The organism is Pseudomonas graminis (genome assembly GCF_004364335.1).
GTDB classification, from domain to species: Bacteria; Pseudomonadota; Gammaproteobacteria; order Pseudomonadales; family Pseudomonadaceae; genus Aquipseudomonas; species Aquipseudomonas graminis_D.
In genome coordinates this window covers 335,346-356,224 of sequence record NZ_SOCR01000006.1, presented here as the reverse complement: position 1 = coordinate 356,224, position 20,879 = coordinate 335,346, and the positions used below count along the sequence as shown (strand labels likewise).

Sequence of the window (20,879 nt, the reverse complement as noted above, 5' to 3'; positions counted from 1 at the left end):
GGATTCCTTTTTAATCCATCGTCCCAGCCGCCAACTCCGCGCGTTACGCCAAATTCCCAAACGCTGACTCTCCGAAAGCATCCCCTTTTCGCCCAACTGTTCGCCCTGCCTACCTGTTGCTAGTGTCGATGCGAGGGGCTGACTGACGACGATGCGTGTTGGCTCCCGCCATCTCAAAGCCAGGGAGTCGCCCATGATCAGCCAGATCCAGGCCGCCGTTGCAGCGGTTGTCTCGAACAAAACACAAGCCCTCGGCACTGTCGCGACCAGCGATCCAAAAGCTGTCGACAAGGCCGCACCGGCGACTGCCGACAAGGCGACGTTTTCGACGCTGGCGGCTCAGTTGAACGAGAGCGCAGCGCGAGCCCAGAAGAGGGACGCGGTGATGACCCACGCCGAGCTGGGGCAATACGGGCGCAATCGCATCAATGAGTTTTTGATCGAAGGCCGCACAGTCAACAGCGGCACCCGGGCCATGGAAGTGCCCAAGACAAACGACCCCGAACTGCTGGACCGCGCGCGCGAAGCCAGTGCGTTCGTGACCCGGACACTGGCAGGTGACAAGAACGCCAAAAGCCCGTTTGAGAACCTCTCCCGTGAACAACTGAACCTGATTGCCTTTGACGACAGCGCAAGCTTCACCCTCAACGAGCGGCGCGCGGCCTGGCAGGGCGTGCAGAAGATGGACGAGGACTGGCGCAAGGTGGCGATAAACGAGGGGGTGATCGAACAAGCTCAAACGGGCAAGGCATCCCGGTTCTACAACGACGCCCTGAGCTATCTCAAGTCGCTGCCGGCGATTGAGAGGGCGGTGAGCTATCCCAAAGGAGCAGAAGCGATCGTGGAAGCACGGCTTAAAAGCGACCTCACGCTGCCCGGTCTGCCGGGCGCTTTTGGACGCCAGGCGCCAGACCGCAAGCTGACCCTTTACGACATCCTCGCCGGCATCGTCGACACCACCAAAGACAAGAAAACCGACCCGAACAATATCGTTCACACGAATAAATTCTCGCCTCGTACGTCGCCGGTGCCGGCTACGGCGGCTCAGGACGCAGAAAAACCAGCGGCTGCGAATGCCGGTATGCAAGTTTCTGCTTCACCGAAGCCTGCAGCTGAAGCCTGATCCTTGAGGGCGCATGCTCGATGCGCTCCAAAGAGCCTATCCGTTCGGGTAGTAGGCATTTAACACGATGCCTGATTAGCTTTTTTTAGATCTATAAAAAGGAGGATCTAAAAATGAAAGTTAAAAATAAAGTTAATGCAGTGTTGCTGTTTTCTACTTTGGCCACGGTTGGGATGGCGAGTGCAGGACCTCAGGTGACCGTAAACTTTAAAAATGAAACCGATGAAAATGCAGTTTATGTGCGTGGAAGTAGCAGTAATGAACTGACCACATATTCGAACGCGTCACCCAAACCTGGCGCCGTGGCAGCGGGGGCTTCGACCAGCTTCAACGTTCGTCCAAGCGGCGCGTCTCCAATAAGCTACGCCACTGTGCGATATCAAGCGGGGTTCAAAACCTGCCAATTTACAACCAGCTATTTGATGACCTCTACACCGGGAGGTGTCCGCACGCCCAAGTGGAACAGAAGTGCGGTGTCGGGGGGCGGTGCCAGATGCGACGTTACTGTCACCTCCGTCAATTACTCCAACCACAATTGGGTGGTGGACTTCATCATGCGCTGATGACGCAAACATGAACCTGAGCTGCCCATGAGTGGCAGCTTCGGCTGCGCGTGGTATCAGAAAAGGAATTTCTATGCTTTCCACTATAAGTTCGCTCACACGAGGTCCTTTGAATGCAGGCGAAGTTGAAAAAACGCCGTTTGCCGGGTCACCAGTCGTAGACACTGAGCGGGCGCCGCCTACCCCACTAATGTCTCAATCGGAGGTCGCGAGCGTGTCAGTTCTGGGGCGGCAGCTAAGCGACAGTGCGGAGCGGGCGGTTCAGCGAGAGCTGACGATGTCCCGCGATGAGCTGGCGGCCTATGCGGCCAGGCAAAAAAGCAGGTTTTTGTTCGATGGGTATCAAGCCGGAAAAGCCCGGCATGATCTGGAGACGCCGCAAACCGATGATCCCGAGCTTCTGAATCGCGCCCAGCAAGCTACTGAATACGTGAACCGTTCCAGAGCTGGCGACTTGAATGCGAAAAGTCCCTTCGCGGGCCTTTCACGGGATCAGTTGATCCTGATTGCCTATGACGACCAAGGCGGTTACACCATCAATGAGAGGCAAGCCGCTTGGCGCGGCAGTGCGCAAATGGAATATAAGTGGACGCAAGGCGCCATTGCCCGTGCTCAACTCGAAAGCAGTATGACCGGCAAGGTGCCAGTCTTTCTGAGGGAGGTCCTGGAATATTACAAAGGCCTCCCGATGATCGAAAGGGTTCAGGACCGTTATCCCTGGAATTACGAGGCCGAAATGGAAGCGAAAATCGCAGAGGAGCTAGCGCTACCGGGGGGAGGCGAGCGCGAGCCCCAAACGCACGTACTCAACCTTTACGACATCCTCGCTGCCATGACTGATCCGGAAGAAAAGCGCTCAGAGCGCGAGGATCCGGCATTGCCCGAAACGGTGGAGGTTTCACCTGACCTCAACTTGCCCCCACTCACGACGAACAACTGATCTCCAGATGCTTGCCCCAATCCGGCGGCCGCTGTGCGTAACTCTCCATCCCGGGCTGTTCATCAAACGGTGTGCACAGCACCTGATGCAGGCGGCGGACTTCGCTGTCGTCGCCCTGTTCGGCCGCTTCGATGGCTCGTTGGGCCAGGTAGTTGCGCAGGATGTACAGCGGATTGACCGCGTGCATGCGCGTGCGACGATCCTGTTGGCTGGACTCGGGCTCGCGGCCGATACGGGCTTTGTAGGCATCGGCCCAGGCGTCGAAGCCGAGCATGTCGACGAAGTCGTCGCGCAGCTTCCCCACCGCGACGTCGGCTGACTCCTTGCCCAGATGGCGGAAAAACAGTGTGTAATCGACGCCGCTGTTCTGCATCAGCTGGAGCAAGCGCGCGATCAGGTCAGCGTCATCTTCTTCGGCCGTCGTCAGGCCCAGACGTCGACGCATCAGGTCCAGGTAATGCGCCTGATACAGCGGCAGAAACAGCTCCAGCGTCTCACGCAGTGCCTCGACGGTGACGAAGGGTGTCAGCGCCTGGGCCAGCGCGCTGAGGTTCCACTGGCCAATCGGCACTTGGTTGCTGAAGGAGTAGCGGCCTTCGTGATCAGAATGGTTGCAGACGAAATGCTGGTCGAAGTCATCCAGAAACGCGAACGGGCCGAAGTCAAAGGTGATGCCGAGAATCGACATGTTGTCGGTGTTCATCACGCCATGACAGAAGCCATAGGCCTGCCATTTGGCAATCAGCTCGGCCTGACGCTCGACGATCACGCGAAACATCGCCAGGTGCGGTTCGGGCTGTTCCAGGCACTCGGGGTAGTGCAGGGACAGTACGTGATCGGCCAGTTGCTTCAGCTGTTCCGGCTGCTTGGTGTAGAAGAAATATTCGAGGCTGCCGAAGCGCACGTGGCTTTGCGCCAGTCGCAGCACCATCGCCGCACGCTCCTGGGTTTCACGCCACACCGGGGTGCTGGAGCCGATCACGCAGGCCGCGCGACTGGTCGGGATGCCCAAGGCATGCAGGGCTTCTGAGGCCAGAAACTCGCGGATTGAGGAGCGCAATACCGCACGACCATCGCCCATGCGCGAATACGGCGTCTGGCCGGCGCCCTTCAGGTGCAGGTCCCAGTGTTCGCCGGCGTCGTTGTACACCTCGCCGAGCAGCAAACCGCGGCCATCACCCAGGCGAGGGTTGTACGAACCGAATTGATGACCCGAATAAACCATCGCCCGCGGATCGGCTTCGGCCCACAGTTTGTGGCCGCTGAAAATTTCAGCAAACAGCGGTTGTTCTGCCTGAGCGAGGTCCAGATCGAGCAACGCGAGGGCCGCTTCGCTGGCCACCACCAGCCGCGGGTCGGCGATGGGTTCGGGCAGCACGGTGGTGGAAAACACATCGCCCAGACGGGCAAAGCGATTATCGAAGGTCAGCTCGTCGAGGGCTTTCAAGGGATGCCTCCAGCAGAATGTCCGACCATTCTGCTGGGTTTTTCCAGGTCAGTCGAGCCTGACTTCCGGTGGCTCTGGCGCATCTTTTGGCGCCGGGGGCACTGCCGCAGGCGGCGTGATGGTTTTCTGCTCGGGCTCGATGGGCACCATCTTGTACTCCTGTCCCTGCATGTTCTTGAGGTAAACCTCCATCTGCCGGAACGAGATATTGATGTGCTGCTTCTTGAATTCCTTGTTGATGAACCGGTTGATCTCGTCGAGCACCGGGTTGCGGTCGCCCAGGTCACGCACGTGCATGCGCAGCTCGTGGTCGAGGGTGCTTTCACCAAAATTGAGGAAGTAAACGATCGGCTCGGGCTCTTTCAAGACCCGCGGATTGTCACGGGCGGCCTTGAGCAGCAGGTTGCGCACCAGGTCCAGATCCGAGCCGTAATCCACGCCCAGCTTCAGCGTCACGCGGGTAATCGTATCGGTCAGCGACCAGTTGATCAGTTGCCCGGTGATGAACGTTTTGTTCGGGACGATGATGTCCTTGCGGTCGAAGTCGGTGATGGTGGTCGCGCGGATGCGTATCTTGCTGACCGTACCTGAGAGCGCGCCGATGGTGATCGTGTCGCCGATCCGCACCGGGCGTTCGAACAGGATCATGATCCCGGAAATGAAGTTCGCGAAGATCTCCTGCATGCCGAACCCCAGGCCCACCGACAGCGCCGCCACCAACCATTGCAGCTTGTCCCAGCTCACGCCGAGGGCCGAGAGCGTCGAGACAAAACCGACGCCGGCGATGGTGTATGAAAGCAGCGTGGTGGTGGCGTACGAACTGCCCTGCTTGAGGTTGAGCTTCGACAGCACCAGCACTTCCAGCAGGCCCGGCAAGTTGCCGGCCAGCACGAAGGTAATGCCGATGATCACCAGCGCGCCGATGAGGTCGCCGAGGCTGATCGGCACCATGCTGATGTTGGCGCCGGTGCCGCTGGTGTATTCGTACAGCGTGATGTTGTCGAGGTACGAGAACACCGAAATCAGGTCGGCCCAGACGAAATAGAGCGCGCCGATGAAGCCCGCGATAAGTGCCAGACGAATCAGTCGCAGCGACTGCTGGTTGACCTGCTCGATGTCCAGCGTCGGCTCCTCGATCAGGGTCTCGCCTTCGCCGGCTTCTTTCGCGGCCTGACGTTTGCTCAGGGCGCGCTGGTACGCCAGACGGCGCGCGGCCACGCTCAGCCCGCGCACGAATGCGGCTTCGATCACCAGCCACAGCATCAGCAGATACAGCGTGTCGATCAGGCGATCACTGAGCTTCAGCGCCGTGTAGTAATAGCCAAAGCACACGGCGACGAACAGCGCGACGGGAAGGGCGGTGAAGGCCAGGCCCACGGCGCGGCGAAACAGCGATGCGCTGTGGTGGGTCGGGCTGGTGAGCAGCAGGCGCGCGAGCAGCCATGTCATGAGGGCGTAGCAGGTCAGCACCACGGCGATGCCGATCACATCATCGGCCAGTGCCGAGGGTTCGTGCTCGGCTACCGCAACCACTGTCACCAGCGCCAGCACCACAAGACCCAGACGACGGATCCAGCCGCGCAGGAATTCCACTTGCGGTTTTTCCCAGCGGAAGTGCAATTGCGCCACGCCGCCCGGCGCAAGAATCCGGTACGCGGTGTAGAAGACCAGCCAGGCCAGCGCCACTTGCAGCAGTGCCGAACCCAGGTTGACGTTCTGCCCACGGGCGTCGATCTGCAATGCAAACGCACACACCGCGAGGGTCAGCGACAACGGCATCGCCAGCAGCACGTTGATGAAGATCGCCAGCGGCGTCTGCCACTGTCGGTCCCGTTTAAAGTGGCCGATGTCGGCGTGCAGTCGATTGAGCTTGTCGTACAGCGCCTTGCGCTTCCACATCAGCGCGCCGATCACCAGAAACAGCGGCAGGAAGATCAGCGGACGCTGGGTCAGCCCGTCATACAGCTCGCTGACACTGGACGTCCAGGGCAGGGTAGTGACCTGTTTGACGAGTCGCGGCTGGATTCGCTCGAACCACTCCAGGTCCAGCGGCTTGTTGCTCGGAATCCAGAACATCTGCTCATCGAGGGTTGCCCGCAGGCTATTGGCCGTGCTGACCAGCTGTTTCTGATTGAGCTGCAGGGTGATGGATTCGTTGAGCAGCGCACTGAGCTCGCGATTCAGCCGCTCCAGCAGGTCGCTGCGGGTGGTGGCCAGATCGAGCAGTGTCTTGCGCAACGCGGGCGTGACGTCTTCCGGCTTCTGCGTCGCCAGCAGCGTGTCGACGTATGCGCTTGGGCTGCTCATCTGCTCGCGCTGCTGATTGACCTCGAACTGGTACAGGCGGATGTCGGCGATTTCGTCGGCCAGACCGCTGTCGAGCTTGAGCTTGGGTAAGGATTGCTTCTGTTTGTAGAGGATTTTCGACAACAGCAGACTGCCGCTCAGCACGTTGATTTGCTCGTCGAGCGCCTGATCGGTTTGCGTGATGGCATCCAGCTGGGTCTTGGTCTTGAGGTTCTGCTGGGTCAGCTCGTTGAGGCGGTCGGTGCCACGCAGCAGGTAGTCGGAGAGCTTGAGGTTGGCGGCGCTTTCGGTCGCCAGCAGGCTGCTGCCCCCAGCTTTTTGCGCTTCAAGGGACAACTGCGTCACGGTTTCCTGGGACTGGGCGCGACGCTTCTCGTTGATCAGCGTTTGCAGGTCCTGGATTTCCTGATCCTGCCGATTGACCTTTTCCGTCAGCAGGTCGCGCTGGCTGCCGCCCAGGTCCTGCAACTGGCTGTTCCCGGCAAGCTCCTGACGACGCAGTGCGATCAATGCGTTCAATGAGGCCTGTTCCGCGTTCAACGCGTTGCGCTGGTCGGCGTTGATGGCTTTGCCACCGTCTTTGCCGGACTTGAGGATGCCATTGATGGCCTGAATGCGCGTCTGGCTGCTGCTGATCTCGGCCTGGGCGCGCTCGGGCCGGGTCTGCGCGTTGATGGTCAGGCTGTTGGCGTCATTGAGGGCTTTTTGCAGATCAGCCTGCTGGGCGCTGCGCTGACTCAGCACTTGCTCAAGCTGCGGTACGTCCAGATTGGCGTAACGCTGCGCGACCGGAATGACTTTACTGGCCTTGAGCTTGGTCAGGTCGCGCTGGTTCTCGGTGGTCTGCCGAGGTGCATCGGCGAGCTGCTTTTTCAGGTCTTCCAGCTTCTGCTGGTTGTCTTTCTGGCTGGACAGGAACGTCAGCGTCTGTTCCAGCACCTGCTGCAGCGCTTTCTGGTCGTCAGCGGTCAGTTTGCGGTCGGCGATCTTGTCCAGGCTGCGCTGGACGGCCTCGCTGGACAGGGGGGGCGTATCGGCGGCATGCGCCGGTACGGACGACAGGCAAAGCCCAAGCAGGGCCGAGGCAAAAAGGTTACGCAGCGTAGACATAGACACCGGGTCGAGCGAGCAGAAATGGGGGGCAGTTTAAAGGAAGAGCGCGGGGCCCGGGCTGCTTCCTTCGGGGAATCTGACGCCCACTTTGAGGATCTTGTTCCCGTCCATAACCGCAACTGTCCAAATAGTTCCATTCCATTCGATCTGGTCGCCCACGATCGGCGCGCCGCGGTTCTTCTGGATGATGAACTGACTCAGCGGCATGCCCGGATCCAGCCCGTCGAGTTTCAGGCCGTAGAGTGCCGCGACAGCCCCCAGTTCAGCGTCTCCCTCCAGTACGAAGTCACCGAAGAAGCGCAGATCCAGACCGCGTTGCGGCGCCTGACTGAACAACTTGCCGAGGGCAGGAAGGTCATGTTCGTGGCCGATGACGCACAGCAGATCGCCGACTTCCAGCACCGTACTACCCGACGGGTGGAGCAATTGCTGACCACGGAAGAGGGCCGCGATCCGCGTACCTTCCGGCATTTTCAGCTCACGCAACGCGGCGCCGATGCACCACTTCTCCGCGCCAAGGCGATAGACGAACAGCTCCCACTCGCTGGTGACATGCACTTCGAGCGCTGCGCGGGAAATCGGCGCCGGATCAGGCGGCACCGTCACTTTCAGCCATTTCGCCACCCACGGCAGGCTTGTGCCTTGAACGAGCAACGACACCAGCACGATGAAGAACGCGAGATTGAAATACAGCTGCGCATGGGGCAGACCGGCCATCAGCGGGAACACCGCCAGAATGATCGGTACCGCGCCTCGCAAGCCAACCCAGGCGATAAAGGCTTTTTCGCGGTTATGGAACACCCGGAAGGGCAGCAGGCCGGCCAATACCGACAGCGGCCGTGCCACCAGAATCATCCACAGCGCCAGGCCCAGGGCCGGCAGCGCAATCGGCAGCAAATCATGGGGCGTGACCAGCAGGCCCAGTACCAGGAACATGCCGATCTGCGCCAGCCAGGCCATGCCGTCGAGCATGTGCAGAATGCCGTGGCGGCTGCGAATAGGCTTGTTGCCCAGCACCAGACCGCACAGGTAAACCGCGAGGAAGCCACTGCCGTGAATAGCGTTGGTCAGTGCGAAGACGACCAGACCGCCGGCCACCACCAGAATCGGGTACAGGCCGTTGGCCAGGTTAATCCGGTTGACCAGTTGCAGCATGATCCAGCCGCCGCCCAGCCCGATGATGCCGCCGATACCGAATTCCTGAACCAGATGGCCCAGCAGGCTCCAGTGCAGGCCGGTCTGGCCGCTGGACAGCATGTCGATCAACGTGACCGTGAGGAACACCGCCATCGGGTCGTTGCTGCCGGATTCGATTTCAAGGCTGGCGGTCACCCGTTCATTCAGGCCTTTGCCGCCCAGCAGCGAGAACACGGCGGCGGCGTCCGTGGAACCGACAATGGCGCCGATCAGCAGGCCCTGAATGATGTTCAGGTCAAACAGCCAGGCGGCGACCATGCCGGTCAGCCCCGTGGTGATCAACACCCCGACCGTCGCCAGCGACAAGGCAGGCCAGAGTGCGACCCGGAAACTCGCCACCCGCGTGCGCAGGCCGCCGTCGAGAAGAATGACCGCCAGCGCGAGGTTGCCGACCAGATAGGCCGTTGGGTAATTATCGAAGATGATGCCGCCGCCATCGACGCCGGCGACCATGCCGACCGCCAGGATGATCACCAGAATGGGAATGCCAAGGCGGGAGGACAGCGAGCTGACCAGAATACTTGCACCCACCAGCAACGCGCCGATCAGGAACAGGCTGTTGATGGTCGTGGCATCCAAGGGCGGTACTCCAGAAACGAATTCGAACAAACGAGGGCGCGAACTGACCATGCAGTCCGCGTGCCAAGGGATTTAACCTGTTGAATTGCATGGCTGTCAAAGCGTAATTCTTGACGGCCAAGCACTGGGAGCCGCGAGGTGGACGTATATCCAGAGGCCGCTGCGCCACGGTTGGTCGAGCGTTCAGCGCCGGCATGCGGGGGTGAAGGCGCCGTGGCAACGATAAATATGTATGGCAGATAGCGCTGGTAAATCTGATCACGTCTGGCGTTCATTTCAGCAAGAAGCGATCCACGCCATGCAGGTTTCAAACACAGCAGTAGCCGCCTCATCAGACGAGCGACAGCTCAAGCAAATAGCCAAGCGCTACGTTGCCGATTATCCCGATCTCCATGAGCTCGCCCGGTCTGCCGCGCAGAGCATCATCTTTCGGCACACGGGTAAGCACCTTGATCCCGCTCATGTGTATTGGCACCGTTTTTCGGCGGCCAGTAGCAGCCACCTGTCCTTTACGGGCTGGAAACACACCGGCCCACCGGTGCAATCGATGACCATGATCGAGCTGTTGATCCATCGGTTTGAAGTAAGCGACCAGTCATCTGCAGACGAGCTGGCCCTCTACGGCGGCTTTTACACGGACGGGCCCGGTCACGCGTTTTTCGACGAGCGCAATGAGGTTCGCCTGTTGCCCGAGGAAGTACTTCGGGATTTCTGGGCGCTGGATTTCAGTGCGGGCTATCGCCGCAAGATGGACCGGTTCTGGGCGCGGCACAGTGAGAATTGTTGCTTGCTTGCCAAGGCCAGTTACCTGGCACGTGCCGGGGAAAGCGTTGCCAGGCGCCATCTTTCTCTTGCCGACTTCCAGACGGTGCGAAGCGTCGTCAGCCCTGACCCCGTGCCCGCGTTGGCACAACTGCGTACGGCAGCGCCCGCATCGCCGGGTGTTTCGGTGTTTCCTCTGGAGCTCGGTGCATTCAAAGCTCGGGACATATTGCGCGTCGTCGGGCCTGGAGGAAGGCAGATTCTCTACCTTGGTGGGGATGCGCGGCCCTTTCGCAGCTTCGACACGCATCAGCATCTTTACCAGTGGCTCAAGGGGCAGTTTCTTTCCTTGAGGACCCGCGCATCCATCTGCACCCGTTTTTTGCGGTCATCGAGCGACTGGCTAACGCATCGCGATGCCTTTCAGCGCGACGTGGCGCAGCTCTTGAGCCGAGCTCAAGATCTTGACGGCACGGATCGACTCGTCAATCGAACCGGCGAGCACATTCCGGGTGATCCATTCGTTTATCTGCGCGACGTCGCGCGCCGCGACATGATCGATGACGCAACCACCTTGTTGACCAGCAACGCCGACCTGCGCAAACAGATTTGGCTGGGTTATCTGAACGCCTTCCTTTCGGTATTTGGCAACCTTGCGCCACTGGGCTGGCCGATGGCGCTGGCGGTTGTGGGTGCCGGTGCCGCCAGTATCGGCCTGAGCATCGATCAGGCCGTGAGCGCAAGAACCTACGCCCAGCGTCGCCTCGGTGTCCAGAGCGCGATCAGCAGCGCGATCTACCTTTTATTCAATTTACCTTTGTTGATGCGCATGGGAGCGGGTGTCAACACGGCTTGGCCACCGATGAGCCCGCCCCCGGTTGAGTTGCCCGCCAACCCGCTGTCAGGCATGCCGGGCGACTTCGTGCTTGAGTCGCAACTGCCTGCAGCCCAGGAAGGGCGTTTTCAAGGCACTTATCCGTTAGGGGATGGCGAGACGTGGGTGACGATCGGACGCGAGGCCCATCGCGTAAGTTTCGATGAGCGTCTCGGAAGCTGGGTGATTGTCGATTCAGACAATCCATTCGCTTTCAACGGTCGCTGTCCGGTGGTGCTCAGCGCAGACGGTTACTGGCAACGACTGCCTGCGCCGGGGTTGGCGGGCGGCATGCCGATGGACAGCGTCGCAGCCGGCGCTTCCGGTCCGCCACGGTTTATCCCCGTTCAGTCTGCCTTCTGGGATCGTTTCATGCAGTTGAACCTGTTCGACGAAAAGCTCTATTCCGAAGCCGCGCTTGCACGTCAGGAAGCCATAGTCGAGGTGTACCGGATGGACCCGCAGGAGGTCGTCGCTTCCGACTCGGAAGGTGAAGACGTCCACTTTGATGAGTGGGGGGCCAGGCATCGGGTATATCGCACCGCGGAGGGGGAGTACTTCGCGTCGAACATCACGGCCTACACCCACGATGATGAAGCGTATAACCAGTTTTTGCGCACCGGGGTGCCGAAATATCCTGATCAGGTGGCAATGCTCAGCCGGCTTGTAGAAGACGTCACCGTCGTGGGCATCAACAATGACGTGGCGCTTTATAGGGGTGGCAGCGGCGCCCGAGGGACGTCCGGGGCTTTTTTTCGTACCGGCGACGTTCAGGCGGGGGATGTACTCGTTAATACCGACATCACCTCCTTCAGCGAGAACCCCTACGTGGCACGGACGTTCGCCAGTAACCAGGCTGGGTTGCACGCCAGCGCGACGAATGAGCCGATCCGCTTCGACGACACAAGCGTGGTCTTTGTGTTACCCGAAAAAAGCTACATCGGTGCCGCACCCATTGCTCCGTTTTCGGCAAACCCGGAGGAGGCTGAAGCTATTTTTCTGCCAGGCCATTACTTTCAGATCGACAGCATCGAGCACGTCCTGGGGACGTTTTATCAATTCATGAAAGTGCAGTTGCGCGAGATCGGAGGGCCTGTAGAGGGGCGCAAGCTGCTCGACCTGCGTACCGGGGAGGCTTTCAGTCGCGAACAGTATGCCGCCCGACTGGGCAGTGACGCGAAGGCGTTGACGGACTTCTTCTTCCCCCTCTCAACCTTGTAACAACCCAGGAATTCTATCGCTCAAAACCAGTTTTCCCGCATGGAGAGGCAAGCGTCATCCCGCCGTTCGAGAATGGCCAGTTCGTGATGGCAGCCCGGGACTTCCCACGTCAGGAAGTACCGGGCTGCCTGCAACTTGCCCTTGTAGAAGTCAGTGTCGGCATCGTTGTTCTTCTCCAATCCCTCTTGGGCGCGGATCGCCTGTTCCAGCCAGCGCCAGCCAATCACCGCGTGCCCGAACGCCTTCATGTACAGCGCGGAATTGGCCAGTGTCGCGTTGACCTTGCCCTGGCTCAGGTCGGTGAGCAGGCCGAGGGTGACCGCTTGCAGCCGGGCGACCAATTGCTCCAGCGGCTGTCGCAGAGCGGTCAGCGATTCATGGGCCTGCGCGCGCTCACAGGTGTCAGCGATCAGGCGAATCAGTTGTTTGAGACCGGCGCCGCCGTTCTGGGCCAGTTTGCGGCCCAGAAGATCCAGCGACTGAATGCCGTGGGTGCCCTCATGAATCGGGTTCAGGCGGTTGTCGCGGTAGTACTGCTCGACCGGGTAATCGCGCGTATAGCCATGGCCGCCGAGAACCTGGATGGCCAGTTCGTTGGCCTTCAGGCAAAACTCCGAGGGCCAGGATTTGACGATGGGCGTCAGCAGATCAAGCAGCTCGTGGGCGTGTTTTCGCGCCTCCTCGCTTTCGCCCGTTTGTGTGTCGTCGAACAGGCGAGCAGCGTACAGGCCCAGGTCGAACGAGCCCTCGACGTAGGCTTTTTGGGTCAACAGCATGCGTTTGACGTCGGCGTGCTGAATGATCGAAACCGGCGAGCCGTCCGGTGATTTGCTGTCGGGAAGCCGGCCTTGGGGTCGCTCGCGGGCGTATTCCAGTGAGTACAGGTAACCGGCGTAACCCAGCATGACTGCGCCCATGCCGACACCGATACGTGCCTCGTTCATCATCTGGAACATGCAGCTCAGGCCCTGATGGGGCTTGCCCACGAGGTAGCCGACGCAGTTGCCGTTGTCGCCGAAGTTCAGCGCAGTAGAGGTGGTGCCGCGCCAGCCCATCTTGTGAAACAGCCCGGCCAGGATGACATCGTTGCGCTCGCCGAGGCTGCCGTCGTCGTTGACCAGAAACTTGGGGACGATGAACAGTGAAATGCCTTTCACCCCCGCCGGTGCGTCGGGCAGTTTGGCCAGCACCAGATGAACGATGTTTTCAGAAAGCGGGTGATCGCCGCCCGAGATAAAAATCTTGTTGCCGCGCAGGTGATAGCTGCCATCTTCGGCGGGCTCGGCGCGTGTGCGAATGTCTGACAGCGAAGAGCCGGCGTGGGGTTCGGTCAAGGCCATGGTGCCGAAGAAACGACCCTCGATCATCGGTTGCAGAAAGCGCCGCTTTTGCTCGTCGGTGCCGAAGTTTTCAATGAGATTCGCCGCGCCCATGGTGAGGAAGGGGTAGGACGACGTCGCGGTGTTTGCTGACTGGAAATGGGCAAAGCAGGCCTGGGACAGTAACGTCGGCAGCTGCATGCCGCCCGCTTCGAAGTCCCGGGCGGCGTTGAGAAAACCGGCTTCCAGAAAGGCATCCACGGCGGGTTTCACTTCCGGGATCAGCACCGCTGCGCCGTTCTCATAGCGCGGCTCGTTCTCGTCATTTTTGCGGTTGTGAGGTGCGAAGTACTTTTCCGCGATGCTGCGCGCCGTGCTGATCGCAGCATCGAAGGTTTCCCGACTGTGCTCGGAAAAACGCTCGCGCCGGGTCAGCGCCTCGGCGTCCAGCACTTCATACAGCTCGAAAGCCAGATTGCGGGAACTGAGCAGCGTCTCGGACATGGCAGCGTACCTTTCTTGGGGATGCCGTCGAGTCTAGAGGCGAGGGGGAGGGGTGAACAGGATGATTGATACGGGTGATGGAGGTATCAAACGATCAAGGCAGGCATACCGAATTCACTGTGGGACCGCTTGCCCGCGAACGCTTCAGGTCAAACACTGCTGGGGTGTCTGACCGAATGCATTCGCGGGCAAGCGTGCTCCTGCAATGATGCTGAGTTACCCGATTGTCATGAGGCTCGCGTTACCGCCCGCTGCGGCAGTGTTGACGCTCAGCGCACGTTCGATCACCAGACGCTCCAGCGCAATGTTGGTTTCGCCTTTGGACAAACCGTGAACGCCGACAATAGCGCCGCCGCGTTGAGCGACCTGTTCGCAGATGGCGCGCAGCTGATCGGAATCACCATGGTGCAATACCGCATCGATGGCGACCTCATCCTTGTTCCAGTCAGCGACCAGCTTGATGCGCGACTGCACGTCCTTCGGCAGGCGGTTACGCAGCGACTTACCCGGCTCAACGTCCGGCACGATCGCTGTACTGCCCACTGCCATCACGGCGGCCAGTTGCGCCAGCAGATCCGTCTCGTCCTCGGCCAGGCACAACACGTGCTCACGCGGCAGGATGCTGTAGCTGTTGCGCTCACCGGTCGGGCCCATGAGCGTGCGGGTCACGCCGCTTTGGGATTGCTCGGCGAACTGGCTGCACAGCGCTTCCAGGTCGCTGAGTTGCTGACTACCTGCCCAGGCCTTGAGCGCATTCAGCGGCTTTAGCATCGCCTCTTGCATGCGGGTGTCCGGCGCCTGTTGGGCATCGCGGGCGGCGAAGGATTTCTGCACGGCATCGGCGGGACGCGTCGACAGCAAACGGTACAGGTAGAGCGGGCCGCCGGCTTTCGGACCGGTGCCCGACAAACCTTCGCCACCGAACGGTTGCACACCCACCACAGCGCCAACGATGTTGCGGTTGACGTACATGTTGCCGGCGTTGACGTTGTCGATGACCTTGGCAATGGTCTCGTCGATGCGTGTGTGGACGCCCAGTGTCAGGCCGTACCCGGAAGCGTTGATCTGTGCGATCAGTTGATCCAGCTCACGGCGCTTGTAACGCACGACGTGCAGCACCGGGCCGAAGATTTCCCGTTGCAGCTCGTCGAAGCTGTCCAGTTCAATCAGCGTCGGCATCACGTAGGTGCCGCGCTTGATCTCGTCGCTGTCGGCAATGGCGACCTGATACACGCTGCGGCCCTTGTCACGCATCGCCTGAATGTGTTTCTCGATACCGGCCTTGGCGTCCTGATCGATCACCGGGCCAATGTCCACGGACAGGCGCTCCGGGTTACCGAGGCGGCTCTCGGCCATTGCACCTTTGAGCATCTCGATGACGCGGTCCGCGGAATCTTCCTGCAAGCACAGCACACGAAGCGCGGAGCAGCGTTGGCCGGCGCTGTCGAACGCCGAAGACACTACATCGATGACCACTTGTTCGGTCAGGGCCGAGGAATCGACGATCATCGCGTTCTGGCCGCCGGTTTCAGCGATCAGCGGAATCGGCCGGCCCTGGGCATCGAGACGGCCGGCGACGTTGCGTTGCAGCAAACGCGCAACTTCGGTGGAGCCGGTGAACATGACGCCCTTGACGCGATCATCGCCGACCAGCCGCGCGCCGACCGTTTCACCGCGGCCCGGCAGCAGTTGCACCACGCCTTCGGGAATACCGGCTTCGAGCAGAATGCGGACGGCCTGTGCGGCAATCAACGGTGTCTGTTCGGCGGGTTTGGCGAGTACCGGGTTGCCGGCCGCCAGCGCTGCCGCGACCTGACCGCTGAAGATCGCCAGCGGGAAGTTCCACGGGCTGATGCACACCACTGGCCCCAGAGGGCGGTGAGCATCGTTGCTGAAATCGTTGCGCGCCTGTACCGCGTAGTAACGCAGGAAATCCACCGCCTCGCGCACTTCGGCGATGGCGTTGGCGAACGTCTTGCCGGCTTCGCGAGCCAGCAGGCCCATCAACGGTTGTATTTCGGCTTCCATCAGGTCGGCGGCACGCTCAAGGATCGCGGCACGTTCGGCGGGCGGTGTTGCTTGCCAGATCGGTCCGGCGCTGAGGGCGCTGAGCAGGGCATTATCGACGTCCTCCAGATTCGCTTCCTGCACGTGACCGACCACGTCACGCCGATCGGACGGGTTCAGGACCGGCGTTTCAGTCCCAGCGCTGACCGGGCTGCCCAGCATGGGGCCGGCCTTCCAGTCGTTGTGCGCCGTGGCGAGCAGGGCCGAAGACAGCGAGGCGAGGCGATGTTCGTTGGCCATGTCGATGCCGGCCGAGTTGGCGCGCTCACTGCCGTACAGGTCGCGCGGCAACGGAATGCGTGGATGCGGCAGGCCGAAGCCGCCTTCCTGGGTGGCCATGCGCTCGATGCTGGACACTGGGTCGGCCACCAATTCCTGTATCGAAATCGACTGGTCGGCAATGCGGTTGACGAAGGACGTGTTGGCGCCGTTTTCCAGCAGTCGACGCACCAGATACGCCAGCAGCGTTTCGTGGGTGCCGACCGGTGCGTACACGCGGCACGGTCGGTTCAGCTTGCCGTCGGCAACTTTGCCCACGACCTGTTCATACAAGGGCTCGCCCATGCCGTGCAGGCACTGGAACTCGTACTGACCGGGGTAATAGTTCTGACCGGCGATGTGGTAAATGGCCGACAACGTGTGGGCGTTGTGGGTCGCGAACTGCGGATAGATGACTTCCGGCACCGACAGCAGTTTGCGTGCGCAGGCAATGTAGGAAACGTCGGTGTAAACCTTGCGCGTGTAGACCGGATAGCCTTCCAGGCCTTCGACCTGAGCGCGCTTGATTTCACTGTCCCAGTACGCGCCTTTGACCAGACGAATCATCAGGCGATGGCGGCTGCGGCGGGCCAGGTCAATGACGTAGTCGATCACATAAGGGCAGCGTTTCTGATACGCCTGAATCACAAAACCGATGCCGTTCCAGCCGGTCAGTTGCGGCTCGAAACACAGGCGTTCGAGCAGATCCAGCGACAGCTCCAGACGATCGGCTTCTTCGGCGTCGATGTTCAGGCCGATATCGTATTGCTTGGCCAGCAAGGTCAGCGACAGCAGGCGCGGGTACAACTCATCCATCACGCGCTCGTATTGCGCCCGGCTGTAACGCGGGTGCAGGGCGGACAACTTGATGGAAATGCCCGGGCCTTCATAGATGCCACGGCCGTGGGACGCTTTTCCGATCGAGTGAATGGCTTGCTCGTAGGACGCCAGGTATTTCTGCGCGTCGTGCTCGGTCAGCGCCGCTTCGCCGAGCATGTCGTAGGAGTACCGGAAACCTTTCGCCTCGAACTTGCTGGCGTTGGCCAAAGCCTCAGCGATGGTTTCGCCGGTGACGAATTGCTCGCCCATCAGACGCATGGCCATGTCCACGCCCTTGCGGATCATCGGCTCGCCGGACTTGCCGATGATGCGGCTGAGCGAGGAGGTCAGGCCGGCCTCGTTATGGGTGCTGACCAGTTTGCCGGTCAGCAACAGGCCCCACGTGGCGGCGTTGACGAACAGCGACGGGCTGTTGCCCAGATGCGGGTGCCAGTTGCCGGTGCTGATCTTGTCGCGGATCAGCGCGTCACGGGTGCCTTTGTCGGGGATGCGCAGCAGGGCTTCGGCCAGGCACATCAGCGCCACGCCTTCCTGGGATGACAGCGAGAATTCCTGCAGCAGGCCCTGAACGATGCCGGCGCGGCCACCCGCGCTCTTCTGGTTGCGCAGCTTTTCAGCGATTGACGCCGCGAGCTTGTGGGTGGCATCGGCCATCGGCGCAGGGAGGCGCGCCTGCTCAATGAGCATGGGCACCACTTCAGGCTCGGGACGGCGGTAGGCGGAGGTGATCGCGGCACGCAGGACGGACTGGGGGAGGATGCTTTCGGCGAATTCAAGAAATGCCTGATGGCCGTTGTCGGTCGGCAGGTCACCCTGATCATCGGCGTCTTTGCCACCCTGACCACTGAGATCATTCAGGGTCGCACCGCCCTCGAGCTTCTCCAGATAATTGAAGATCGCCTGCTTGATCAGCCAGTGGGGCGTCCGGTCAATGGAATGCGCCGCCGCTTTCAAGCGCTCACGTGTGGGGTCGTCGAGTTTGACACCGAGGGTGGTGGTGGCCATTTCTTATCCTCATGACAGCCACGGTCATGTGGCTTAGCTGCGGCAAGATTAGCTGTGGGACCGAAAGGGTGCAACCGGGTGCAACCGCTTTTTTCAAAGTGTTTCCAGAGTGCCCTGTAATGAGCCAATGTGGCCGTGGCTCGCCCGGTCAGGGTGCCCGTTGAATCTCGGGTCTATTGGGCGGATCTCCCGCAAATACTGCGCCGATGGCACTTTGATCTAAATTGTAAAAAAGCCCGGGAATGCCGGCTTTCGGGTTGCACCTGCTCCGGAATGTCCTCTAGGATGCGCCGCCTTGGTGCATTCAAGCGGTGTGCAGCGGCAAACTCTTGCCAACCCGCAACATACGCGAGCGACCTTGCGCGAACCTGATGCCTCAGGAGAACTTCGCTTTGCTCGCGCCTATAAAAACAACGCCGGAACCTAACCGATGAGCGTCAGCAACCCTACCTTGATCACCTTTGTGATCTACATTGCCGCAATGGTCCTCATAGGACTCATGGCCTACCGCTCCACCAACAATCTTTCGGACTACATTCTCGGCGGGCGCAGCCTCGGCAGTGTGGTCACGGCGCTTTCGGCCGGTGCATCGGACATGAGCGGCTGGTTGCTCATGGGTCTGCCGGGTGCGATCTACATGTCCGGTCTCTCTGAAAGCTGGATCGCCATCGGGCTCATTATCGGCGCCTACCTGAACTGGCTGTTCGTTGCCGGTCGCCTGCGGGTCCAGACCGAGCACAACGGCGATGCGCTGACCCTCCCGGATTACTTCTCCAGTCGCTTTGAAGACAACAGCGGCCTGCTGCGAGTGATTTCGGCCATCGTGATTCTGGTGTTCTTCACGATCTACTGCGCTTCCGGCATCGTCGCCGGCGCGCGGCTGTTCGAGAGCACCTTCGGCATGTCCTACGAAACCGCCTTGTGGGCGGGCGCCGCGGCGACGATTGCCTACACCTTCATCGGCGGCTTCCTGGCCGTCAGCTGGACGGACACCGTGCAGGCGACCCTGATGATCTTCGCGCTGATCCTCACGCCCATCATCGTGCTGCTGGCGACCGGAGGCATCGACACCACGTTCATGGCCATCGAAGCTCAGGACCCGAGCAACTTCGACATGCTCAAGAACACCACCTTCATCGGCGTCATTTCGCTCATGGGCTGGGGCCTGGGCTACTTTGGTCAGCCGCACATCCTGGCGCGCTTCATGGCCGCGGACTCGGTCGGGTCGATCGCCAAGGCTCGTCGCATTTCCATGACCTGGATGATCCTCTGCCTGGGCGGCACCGTTGCCGTCGGCTTCTTCGGCATCGCGTACTTTTCGGCGCACCCTGAGGTCGCGGGTCCGGTGACCGAAAACCACGAGCGCGTCTTCATAGAGCTGGCCAAGATCCTGTTCAACCCGTGGATTGCCGGCGTTCTGCTTTCGGCCATTCTTGCGGCGGTCATGAGCACACTGAGCTGCCAGTTGCTGGTGTGTTCGAGTGCGCTGACCGAAGACTTTTACAAAGCCTTTCTGCGCAAAAGTGCGTCGCAGACAGAGCTGGTGTGGGTCGGCCGAGCCATGGTCCTGCTGGTGGCGCTGATCGCGATCGCCCTGGCGGCGAATCCGGAAAACCGCGTGCTGGGTCTGGTCAGCTACGCGTGGGCCGGATTCGGCGCAGCATTCGGGCCGGTGGTGCTGATCTCGGTGATCTGGAAAGGCATGACCCGCAACGGCGCGCTGGCGGGGATTCTGGTCGGCGCGATCACGGTCGTGGTATGGAAGCATTTCGAACTGCTGGGGCTGTACGAAATCATTCCCGGCTTCATCTTCGCCAGTATCGCCATCGTAGTGTTCAGCACGATCGGCAAAGGCCCGACGCCGGGCATGCTGACGCGCTTTGAAGCGGCGGAGAAAGAGTACAGGGCGGCGTAGGGGCTGCCTGCTCAAGAGCCCGAGCGACACAAACGCTCGGGCTCCCCTGCGAGCGCATCAGCTCTTGTTGTGGTCGGCGTCCAGGTTGAAGAACATGGTCTTGCCGCCTTCGCTGGTGTAGCCCGTGTTGTCCTGGGTGTAGACCCCGGCCTTGAAGTACAGCTGCTGCTTGCTCCAGGTGGCGCTGATACGGTCGTTCCAGGCCATGCCATGGGCGGTCACGCTGAGCAGCCCGGCTTTATTAAGGTGGATGACGTAGTTGAACGTCTCGTTCAGGCTGACGTTTTCCGCCACCGTGATCACGCGCGCTTTTTTGTCGGTGGGGTGGTAGCGGACTTTGGCGACGATGTTGCCCATGTGCGTCGCTTCCAGATACTGATATTCGAGCTTCAACAGCGGCTGGGTGCTGTCGTAGACATGGATCTGACCGATGACGACCCTGCCGGAAGACGGCACCTGAAGAACCTTGAGCTTGGCGTTCAGGTAATTGTCGGCGTCCTGGTAGTACCAGTTGTGCAGCGTGCCGTTGGACCAGGTCTCGCGCAATTCGGTACGTGGGTAGATCGCGTTGGCGGTCTTGCTTCCGGTGACGGGTGCCCAGAATGTGATGTTCGACGAGCCAGACTTGAAGTACTTGCCGTCGTAACCTTGAATCAGTTGTTGTGTCTCGATAGTGGCGGGGGGCGAGCCCACTGGAATGCTCAGATTCCACGTTCCCAAATCAATCATGTCTAGTCGTCCGGTATGTCTCAATGCCAGCAAAGTCGCGGGCGCAAGGGGTTGTGGGGCGTTTTTTATACGGTTCACCGCCGCGTTTGTTAATGCGATTCCGTCGAACGGCTGAC

11 protein-coding genes are annotated in these 20,879 nt (G+C 60.6%); 5 read left to right on the top strand and 6 right to left on the bottom strand.

Annotated features, from left to right (window positions below; translation table 11 throughout):
• The first annotated feature begins 193 nt into the window (after positions 1-193).
• From EC919_RS13680 to EC919_RS13670, 3 genes are all read left to right on the top strand, one after another.
• The gene (locus EC919_RS13680) at positions 194-1,123 is read left to right on the top strand and encodes a hypothetical protein (RefSeq protein WP_133774700.1); all 930 of its coding nucleotides are present in this window, start codon (positions 194-196) and stop codon (positions 1,121-1,123) included.
• A gap of 113 nt (positions 1,124-1,236) precedes the next feature.
• Positions 1,237-1,686 (top strand): hypothetical protein, encoded by a 450-nt coding sequence (locus EC919_RS13675; RefSeq protein WP_133774698.1) that lies wholly within the window; start codon positions 1,237-1,239, stop codon positions 1,684-1,686.
• A gap of 277 nt (positions 1,687-1,963) precedes the next feature.
• Positions 1,964-2,626 carry a hypothetical protein gene (locus tag EC919_RS13670; protein ID WP_133774696.1) on the top strand — a complete coding sequence of 221 codons (663 nt, stop codon included), beginning with the start codon at positions 1,964-1,966 and terminating at the stop codon, positions 2,624-2,626.
• Here the strand turns inward: EC919_RS13670 and selO are convergent.
• The 3 genes from selO to EC919_RS13655 are packed head-to-tail and all read right to left on the bottom strand — an operon-like array spanning position 2,610 to position 9,269.
• Entirely contained in the window at positions 2,610-4,073 is a 1,464-nt protein-coding gene (selO, locus tag EC919_RS13665) for a protein adenylyltransferase SelO (RefSeq protein ID WP_133774694.1), read from the bottom strand. The two genes, EC919_RS13670 and selO, sit on opposite strands and share 17 nt — an antisense overlap.
• A gap of 48 nt (positions 4,074-4,121) precedes the next feature.
• Positions 4,122-7,490, bottom strand: coding sequence for a mechanosensitive channel MscK (gene mscK, locus EC919_RS13660; RefSeq protein WP_133774692.1), 3,369 nt, complete (start codon positions 7,488-7,490; stop codon positions 4,122-4,124).
• Between the two features lie 36 nt (positions 7,491-7,526).
• Positions 7,527-9,269: a potassium/proton antiporter gene (locus EC919_RS13655; protein ID WP_133774690.1), complete on the bottom strand. Its 1,743-nt coding sequence runs from the start codon at positions 9,267-9,269 to the stop codon at positions 7,527-7,529.
• Between the two features lie 232 nt (positions 9,270-9,501).
• Between EC919_RS13655 and EC919_RS13650 the strand changes: the two genes are divergently transcribed.
• Positions 9,502-12,126 carry a dermonecrotic toxin domain-containing protein gene (locus EC919_RS13650; protein WP_347876982.1) on the top strand — a complete coding sequence of 875 codons (2,625 nt, stop codon included), beginning with the start codon at positions 9,502-9,504 and terminating at the stop codon, positions 12,124-12,126.
• A 20-nt stretch (positions 12,127-12,146) separates the two neighbouring features.
• On the opposite strand, the gene EC919_RS13645 is transcribed toward EC919_RS13650, so the two are convergent.
• Both EC919_RS13645 and putA read right to left on the bottom strand, forming a co-directional pair.
• A complete protein-coding gene (locus tag EC919_RS13645) occupies positions 12,147-13,949 on the bottom strand; it encodes an acyl-CoA dehydrogenase (RefSeq protein ID WP_133774688.1) in 1,803 nt (600 codons plus the stop codon).
• Between the two features lie 216 nt (positions 13,950-14,165).
• Positions 14,166-18,119: a trifunctional transcriptional regulator/proline dehydrogenase/L-glutamate gamma-semialdehyde dehydrogenase gene (gene putA / locus EC919_RS13640; protein ID WP_133774686.1), complete on the bottom strand. Its 3,954-nt coding sequence runs from the start codon at positions 18,117-18,119 to the stop codon at positions 14,166-14,168.
• 430 nt (positions 18,120-18,549) lie between these two features.
• On the opposite strand from putA, the gene putP reads away from it, so the two are divergent.
• Positions 18,550-20,034, top strand: coding sequence for a sodium/proline symporter PutP (gene putP / locus EC919_RS13635; protein WP_133774683.1), 1,485 nt, complete (start codon positions 18,550-18,552; stop codon positions 20,032-20,034).
• 57 nt (positions 20,035-20,091) lie between these two features.
• Here the strand turns inward: putP and EC919_RS13630 are convergent, their stop codons facing one another.
• Positions 20,092-20,763 carry a polysaccharide lyase family 7 protein gene (locus EC919_RS13630; protein WP_133774681.1) on the bottom strand — a complete coding sequence of 224 codons (672 nt, stop codon included), beginning with the start codon at positions 20,761-20,763 and terminating at the stop codon, positions 20,092-20,094.
• Positions 20,764-20,879 lie beyond the last annotated feature (116 nt).

What these genes read in the sequence shown, in the direction of transcription:
- EC919_RS13670 (WP_133774696.1), top strand. Translation starts at nt 1,964, where the DNA reads ATGTCCCGCGATGAGCTGGCGGCCTATGCGGCCAGGCAAAAAAGCAGG.
- EC919_RS13675 (WP_133774698.1), top strand. Translation starts at nt 1,237, where the DNA reads ATGAAAGTTAAAAATAAAGTTAATGCAGTGTTGCTGTTTTCTACTTTG.
- putP (WP_133774683.1), top strand. Translation starts at nt 18,550, where the DNA reads ATGAGCGTCAGCAACCCTACCTTGATCACCTTTGTGATCTACATTGCC.
- putA (WP_133774686.1), bottom strand. Translation starts at nt 18,119, where the DNA reads ATGGCCACCACCACCCTCGGTGTCAAACTCGACGACCCCACACGTGAG.
- EC919_RS13650 (WP_347876982.1), top strand. Translation starts at nt 9,502, where the DNA reads ATGGCAGATAGCGCTGGTAAATCTGATCACGTCTGGCGTTCATTTCAG.
- EC919_RS13645 (WP_133774688.1), bottom strand. Translation starts at nt 13,949, where the DNA reads ATGTCCGAGACGCTGCTCAGTTCCCGCAATCTGGCTTTCGAGCTGTAT.
- EC919_RS13630 (WP_133774681.1), bottom strand. Translation starts at nt 20,763, where the DNA reads ATGATTGATTTGGGAACGTGGAATCTGAGCATTCCAGTGGGCTCGCCC.
- EC919_RS13680 (WP_133774700.1), top strand. Translation starts at nt 194, where the DNA reads ATGATCAGCCAGATCCAGGCCGCCGTTGCAGCGGTTGTCTCGAACAAA.
- mscK (WP_133774692.1), bottom strand. Translation starts at nt 7,490, where the DNA reads ATGTCTACGCTGCGTAACCTTTTTGCCTCGGCCCTGCTTGGGCTTTGC.